9 protein-coding genes and 1 pseudogene are annotated in these 7,640 nt (G+C 32.6%); all 10 read right to left on the minus strand.

What is annotated here, in order from left to right:
• Positions 1 to 188 (minus strand): hypothetical protein (locus CD33_RS20575; protein ID WP_036197053.1); only part of this gene is annotated, 188 nt, incomplete at its 3' end.
• 187 nt (positions 189 to 375) lie between these two features.
• Positions 376 to 843, minus strand: a complete 468-nt coding sequence (locus CD33_RS00370; RefSeq protein ID WP_036197056.1) for a hypothetical protein — start codon at positions 841 to 843, stop codon at positions 376 to 378.
• Positions 844 to 1,139: 296 nt separating this feature from the next.
• Positions 1,140 to 2,267 (minus strand): N-methyl-L-tryptophan oxidase, encoded by a 1,128-nt coding sequence (gene solA, locus CD33_RS00375; protein ID WP_036197060.1) that lies wholly within the window; start codon positions 2,265 to 2,267, stop codon positions 1,140 to 1,142.
• A 309-nt stretch (positions 2,268 to 2,576) separates the two neighbouring features.
• Positions 2,577 to 3,091, minus strand: a pseudogene (locus CD33_RS00380) (P-loop NTPase family protein).
• 436 nt (positions 3,092 to 3,527) lie between these two features.
• Positions 3,528 to 4,349, minus strand: a complete 822-nt coding sequence (locus CD33_RS00385; RefSeq protein ID WP_036197062.1) for an MBL fold metallo-hydrolase — start codon at positions 4,347 to 4,349, stop codon at positions 3,528 to 3,530.
• A 644-nt stretch (positions 4,350 to 4,993) separates the two neighbouring features.
• The gene (locus tag CD33_RS00390) at positions 4,994 to 5,677 is read right to left on the minus strand and encodes a hypothetical protein (RefSeq protein WP_084591207.1); all 684 of its coding nucleotides are present in this window, start codon (positions 5,675 to 5,677) and stop codon (positions 4,994 to 4,996) included.
• 275 nt (positions 5,678 to 5,952) lie between these two features.
• Entirely contained in the window at positions 5,953 to 6,165 is a 213-nt protein-coding gene (locus CD33_RS00395) for a hypothetical protein (protein WP_036197065.1), read from the minus strand.
• A 408-nt stretch (positions 6,166 to 6,573) separates the two neighbouring features.
• Positions 6,574 to 6,918, minus strand: coding sequence for a hypothetical protein (locus CD33_RS00400; RefSeq protein ID WP_036197068.1), 345 nt, complete (start codon positions 6,916 to 6,918; stop codon positions 6,574 to 6,576).
• Positions 6,919 to 6,985: 67 nt separating this feature from the next.
• A complete protein-coding gene (locus CD33_RS00405; protein ID WP_156967287.1) occupies positions 6,986 to 7,273 on the minus strand; it encodes a hypothetical protein in 288 nt (95 codons plus the stop codon).
• The gene (locus CD33_RS20580) at positions 7,221 to 7,397 is read right to left on the minus strand and encodes a hypothetical protein (RefSeq protein WP_215490535.1); all 177 of its coding nucleotides are present in this window, start codon (positions 7,395 to 7,397) and stop codon (positions 7,221 to 7,223) included. Before CD33_RS20580 ends, CD33_RS00405 begins: the two co-directional genes overlap by 53 nt.
• Between the last annotated feature and the right edge of the window lie 243 nt (positions 7,398 to 7,640).

Raw genomic sequence — 7,640 nt, forward strand, 5'->3', positions numbered from 1 at the left:
GGATTCGGAGGGTTATTTGGGTTGCACATTTTTAGTATAGCATGAAGAATAGAGTAATAAATAGTAGCAAATTTAGGATTATCCTTTAATCCACAAGCATCAATTAGAGACTTATACTTCTTATTTTCTTTTACGATTAACATTGCACACATGAGAGAAAGGAACCTTAGCATTCCAAACAATCCCAAACCAATCACCCCCCTTATAAAATCATTTTAACATTTTTGTATGGTAAATGTTGGATACATTATAATTCATATGTATTCTTCCTGCATTAAATTGCCCTATTGCTAAAATTCTACTTAAGAAGTGCGCCGATTGTTGAAGAATAAATACCTCTTATTTTACTTTACTAAAGTAATAATCAATTGCTTCCTAAGCCTTTAACTTTCTGATTTTAATATTTGAGCAATGGATAATTATTTTGGTCTGCGAAAATAAAAAGATTTCATGCTGCAATTTCTTTTTACTTATCGGAATAATTTCATCGTACCCCCACTGATCAAGTCCTTGTCTGCCACCAAAAACAATTTCATACGGTTTGTTACCATAAACATTTCTAGTAATATCATAATCCATAAAAAACTTTCGAACATTTGACCATTGTATTTCGTATGTACCACCATCTTCAACATATTGCTTAATAACCATATTAATTGTTGTAGGATCTTTAGTTTTTCCATTTTCTTGATTCAAGATTGTTAGCGAAACTACCTTGCCATCATGGAATGAATATTTTTTTAAAAAGTTCGTTGTTTCTTGGTTGAAACGAGGTAATAGTTTTTTCAATTCCTTTGCATAACCAATTACATCCCAATGGTCATCATCAACAAAATATTTCATTAATTATTCTCCTTAAATTAAAGCAATCTAGAAATTATATAATAATCCATACAATTTTAATAAAAATATCCAAAAGTAAGAAATTTAGTTGTAGTTGTTATGTTATTCAATTACTAGTAAAATACGACCCCAAATTTCGTTTAGTAACATTTCATAAAAGAACGTCATTCAAGAATATGACCCGATTGGTGAAAAAAAGCACAATTCTATTCAAGAATTGTGCGCGATTGTGGTATAACTAAAATCTAATTTTACATGTTAATTCTTTTCAACAAGCGCACTCTAGCTAATGAAGTTTATTTAAATCGATTGATTGAAAAAGGAGTAATATTTTGTTCCGACTTCCCTGAAATAATCAAATCACTTAAAATCTGTCCAACTACACTGCTGAATTTAAAGCCGTGACCTGAGAAACCCGATGCAATGGCAACGTTTGAATAGTTAGGATGCAAATCAATAATGAAATCTTCATCAGGAGTAAGTGTATACATACAGGTTTTACCGTACTTTAATTGATGTGTAAATGGCATATAGTTATGTAAAAATTGCTTTAAATCTGTCGTATCTTCCTCTAGTTCACCAAATCCCCGGATGGCTTCCTCTGGATTGATTGTTTCTCCTCCATCATGTCTGCCTACTTTTAATCCGGAACCATCGATACTAGGAAAACCATAATAGATTCCGTGAGATGTCTCAAACGAAAAGGCGGGAAAATCCCTATAATTATATAAATCTTCACTGGCATCAAACCAAGCAAAAGTTTTTCTTACTGGGTTTAGAGGAAGGTTTAAATCCAATTTAGAAAGGAGAGTTCCTGACCAAGCTCCTGCTGAGACTATTAGGGCATCCGCGTTAAAAGTTTGATCTTCGGTACTGATGGTTACTCTTTCATCATGAACCGATAATTCTTTCACTTTGGTATTGGTTAAAATCGTCGCTCCATGTTGTTCTGCAAGTTCACGATAGGCTTCAATGCATTCCTCACATTTCAGTATTCCTGATGTTGGTTCAAAGCACCCTATGTAATTTTCCGGTAAGGTGATGCCCGGCCACTGCTTATTCACTGCACTTGAATCCAAAATCTTAAGTGGCAGTAAATGAGTTTTTGAACTTGAGATGATGTTCTGGATAAAATCCGTTTTTTCATAGCCCACATTTAGAACCCCTGTTTGGAGAAACAATTGTTTTCCTGTCACTTTCTCTAAATCATTCCATAGTTCTTGAGCCTTGAGCGCTAATGGAACGTATTCTTCACCTTCACCATACGCATGCCGAATAATTCTCGTATCGCCGTGATGACTCCCTTTGTTATGAGGCGGGTTAAAAGAATCAATTAATAAAGTTCTCTTCCCATACTTTGATAAGAAATAACCTGCCGCCATTCCCATCGAACCAGCGCCAATTACAATGACGTCATAATGCATAATCCGTTTCCTCCCTCGCAAAAACATACTCTAAAACTAGAGTCTTATGTATTGTCTACTATTAACTTATTTTAACATTAACATTTGGTAATCACTTTAAAATGTTTAATAGTTTAAGTACAACGCTTACCAATCTAAGGGATAGTTTTAAAATGCTCCTCCACCACCTGGCCCCATTAATGAGAACGAGCTCCGATTCTTATTACAGAAACGCCCCGATGTTGAATACGCCTGTTGCTCTTAAAATCCGCCTTCATAAATTTTAAAAAAGTGAATTTAAAACGCAAGATTATTAAGGGAAGGTGCTATTTAATTGAAGTATTTCTTAATACAATTTGCATTGTTAATAACTTTTATCTTATCTTTATGTATGCCATACTTGTTGAAAAAATTAACTTTACCAACGTCTTCAAAATAACGATTCCATCTAAACATTTTAAAAAAAATAATTAATGTTGGTTTGTAATTCGCTCTCTCTAATCGAAGTTTTTGTTTTAGAAACCTCTTTATAATTCGGTAAGTTCTCAATGAATATTTTGTATCTAAAAAGAAAATCAAATCTGCACTCTGAAAACAATTGCTTACCCAATCCTCATTGTGTATTCCTTCAATTATCCAATTGTCTGATTGTAATATACTGTTTAGATACTCCTCCCTTTCTTGTTCAGTTCTTCTTATATCCCCGGACTTATCCCTTATCCAAACTACATTATCTAATTCGTAATACGGTATATCTAACTTTGAGGATATTTCTTTGCTAAAGTTGTTTTACCACTTCCAACAGAGCCAATAATATGTATTCTCTTGTATATTGTCTTTTCCAAAAAACCACCAACTTTGTAATCATTTGTTTCTGGAAACAATTCGATATTAGATTTGGATTCACCTCTAATTATTTGAAGTAGTAACAATACTTTATCTTCAAATTTTAGCCTAATAACATTTCTGTGTTGCTCCACGATCATATGACCCGATTATTGATGATTGTTTTTCAGCTACCCCCCTGTAATAGGATATATGAATGGTAAAAATGCAGGTTTTCAGCGTTAATAAATAGTCTCTATATACAGTTCTTAATTCAGATAACACACTCTGCAAAATTTCGAAAAATCCTATCATAGCTATGTTTTCTCTACAAAAAACTGTATAAACAATTTTCAAAGGAAAACCCAAGAAATGTTGTACTCACAGAATTTCTTGGGTCATTGTGTCTTCCCGAACTTTTATTTGGGAACATTATTTAATTTGGTGTGTAATTTGTTATGTTTCAAAAAGTTTATTTTCTAACGCTTCAATGTATCGGGTTGCTGATATTTGAACACGTTCTTTCGCATCTTTTTCAATTACTCGATGGAATGCGTCAAATAACTTCCCGAAGTTCAATGAATCTATTTGACTTGCAATTCGTTTCACAATATTAGTTGGCAATGGAATAAAGTTTGGATAGCTATACATAAAAGTTACCCATTTACGATCTGCCACTACACGAATAATATCTCCAACAAATAAAACGCCCTCTTTTTTATTATTCTGCCATTCTAACACTGTGGCACCTTTAAAATGCCCTCCTACACGATGTAATACGATTCCTTCTTCCAAAATCAATTCTTCACCTGACCAAAAGACAATATGCTCACTTGGTCTAGTGACCCATTCTTTATCATCTTCATGAATATAGATTGGTGCATCGAAAGCTTCTGCCCACTCCACCTGGCTAGAGTAATAATGCGGATGAGATAAGGCAATTGCATTAATTCCACCTAATTCTTTAATAGTAGTAATAGTTTCAGTATCAATATAGGTAATACAATCCCATAACAAATTAAAATGGCTATGCTGAACTAAGTAAGCAGTCTGTCCAATACCGAATGTAGGGACAGTTTTGATACTATGTAATCCATCTTCTTCAAAAGTAATCTTATTTTTATACTGACTAGACGCCACTAATTCATCTAATGTTGTCCATTTTTGCCCGTTTACACTAACGTATTGTCTCTCTTCGGTACAGATCTTACATTCACTTGGTTCAACAATAGATTTTTCATATTGAACTCCACACGTTTCACAAACATAATAATTCATCACGAACCAAACTCCCTAATTTTATTGTTTTATTTGTCTATTTACTTTCACAACTTTAAATATTATTAATAAGGATACCGGATAAACGCGACTGTATAACGGAATGCCAATATATCTATTACTTCATTAACTACTGTTTTTGCAAATAAGAATCCACAATCAGTGCATGTGTTGTAGATATAAGCAAATAAACTCCATTTTCATATGACACACCGTTTTATAATTCTTCTGCTTTCAATATACTATATTTTAGTTGGTAAAAATTTCATACTTATGAATGAATTTTGCAAAAATTTATAATGTAGGATGTATCGATTTTTATTTAAAGGAGTTATGCCGCAAACTGGTCCGATTACTGAAAAAGGCAGAATTCATTAGGCAAGTCATTACACGGAGGATGTGGAATGTTTCAAACCAAGTAATATTAAATCAGATAATAAAAAAGAAGAGAGAGATGAATTTTATATTCCCTTTTATGCAAGTACGATAGGTTCAGAATACCTCTCTATTAAAGAAAATTCAGTCACATACTGAATAGTTTCAAAGTACACACCTGGAGAGAGGTATTTTACCATCTCGTATTAAATGGCCCGTTTGGAGAAGATTACAATTCAAATAAAGTCTAGTAAGTTGAATGAAGAAGATTAGATTACCGCTGTTTTTTTGCCTAATTTTAACTGAGTTACTATTGAAGCAATCAAAGGATCCAATGGGTTAATTATTTGCTTTGTTGACATATACTCAACTTCCTTGGCTGCATCTACCATTGATAACTGAGCAACGGAGATAATTTTATCTTCTTTAATAATTCCTTCCAGAAATCTGGATATTTCTTGATTATATTCGTGTTTTAGTCCCTTCATTATCAATTCAAAAGTATTGTTCATGACAATTACCTCTATATCTATGGATTTTTGATGATTATAAGCATATTGGTTGAGACGCTCAATTGTCCCATTAACTGTTGCCGGATTGGTAAATAGTATTGTCTGAGGCTGCTGTATATTACTAATGCATTTAAAGTAGGGTTCATCAATTTTTATAATTGGCACTGATATTGAAAGTTGTTCTTCCTGTAATATCGCAATATAGTTTGTGCAAGTAATCAAAATAGCATCTACACTACTTTGGGCAATCCATTCTATTTGCTCTTTAACTTTGTTTTGAGCATCTACTAATTGAAGATTCTCGTCCGATGTAACCCGATACATTAATGCAGGGTCGACAAAATGGATTAACTCTAGCTCATATGAGGAAAGTGCGTTTTCTATATATTCAATATTTGAATAATGGGCGTGTAGACACCCTAATCTTTTTTTCAATTTTATTTCCACCTTTAACGTTTTTCAGACAATTCTAACATTTTGTATGCCAAATATCTATGAAAATGAGTATAAAAACTCGTACGGCTTCTTTCATTATACATCTCAATTATATAAACTCTTCTTCAAGTAACTTGCCCCAGTAGTCTAATTTTATTTCTTCATAATCTCGCCTTAATGCATCTTCCATTTATCATCTACTGGTTGTCATTCCATAAAATGGCCATTTAATTGAATAAAGCACTTTCCTTGTTCAAGGAAAGCGCCCTTTTATGGAGTAACTAAAAATTTTCAGATTTACTTTCACTAACCTCACCCGTTAAGTTTATTTTTCTCCAAATCAATGAGGCAATCAAAAGTACCAAGCCAACCGAAACTCCAACAATTTGGTCTAATAATAATTCACCGGCTCTAAAATAACGAAAAGTAAAAGTTCCACCAAAAATAACCATTATTATAATTGATAATCTAATAAGAGTTGTATTTGTTTTCACTATAAAACCCCTCTTTCTTATACTTCAACAATAACCTTTAACTTTAAATTCTTAACTCCCACTTATAGTAACATAAATATCCAATCTAATTATTACTCCATTAAATGGCCATTTTGCTGAAAAAGGCAAAGGCACAATTCATCTCCAAGAATTGCCCCCGATTATTGGGTTTTTCAACTATAGCCCCTGTAATTGAAGTACAGGAACAGTTTTTTATTCAGATAACACACTCTGCAAAATCTCGACAAGTCCTATCGTAACTATATATAACGTTGCATAAAGAGCTGTATAAAAAATATTCAAAGTAAAACCCAAGAAAGGTTGTTTTCACAGCATCTTGGGTTATTGTGTCTTCTAAAACTTTCATTTGGGTACGTAATTTGAATCTTTACGTTTATAAATAATCGTTTAAATCCCGTAATGAATCATATACTTATTTTCATTTTTTGCTTGAATTATCTTTTCACCAAGTTCATTTATATCATCATACCGTTTCAAATCCTCAGTAGATAAAACAATATTTAAAAACGTGGGTAATGATTCTGGTGGAATAATGGTAATGCCATGATATGCCAATCCATTTTCAGGACGATTTAAAGAATGGAAATAAGTTTTCATTAAAGATAAGGGCTTCATTAAATTTGTAATTATCTCATCTTCAACTGAAATACATTGATATTTTTCAGGTGCATAGCCCTCGTAAGATTTTTCAGTAATATCATCTATGATTCCAAATTCGTGTGTTAATGACATTAGCAACCCCCTATTATTATTCTTAAAACTACTATAAATTTTGCGAGAATTAAAAGATATGAGGCAATTATTCATTATTACTTTCTAAGATAATCTCCTCCTCTTCATTATCACTCCAACTAATTGTGAAAACTGGTTTATCCTTTTCGGTTAATACTCCTTTTAATATTGTTGAACTAGAGCTTGTATACAATCCATTTTCATCTAATTCAATTATACCTTGGCCCCATTTTCCAAGTTTCGTTTGTACTGCAAATTCGAATTCTCCAACACTACTTACATTCGAACCCTGGTATTTCAAGTCAATCGATCGATGTACTTCTTCTTTTACCTTCGTTAATGAACGTATATTCAACTTTCCAATTATCACTTTCACCTTTATAAGTAAGCTTTTCCTCACTCTCACGTTGACTAAGTAGGAAATAAACCCCGATTCCTAAAATTCCAACTATAAGTATTCCAACTAAAAATTTTTTCATTTCAACCCCCTCAACTAATTAGATTCTACCAAAATATTACAAATTCTTGTAGAACTAGACTGACCCTTTAGTTTAAGTGTTGAAACTGCACATTTTTAATCATTATTCTACATACATACGTGAACGATCCTCCATAATCTGGCCCTTTAATGATGGAAGAAGACACATTCCATATAAAGAATTGCGCTCGATTGTAGAATATCGATTTTTTTACAAACAAAAAAGACCCTACAGATGTAGAGT

It is taken from the genome of Ureibacillus sinduriensis BLB-1 = JCM 15800 (assembly GCF_000772955.1).
Taxonomy (GTDB): Bacteria; Bacillota; Bacilli; order Bacillales_A; family Planococcaceae; genus Ureibacillus; species Ureibacillus sinduriensis.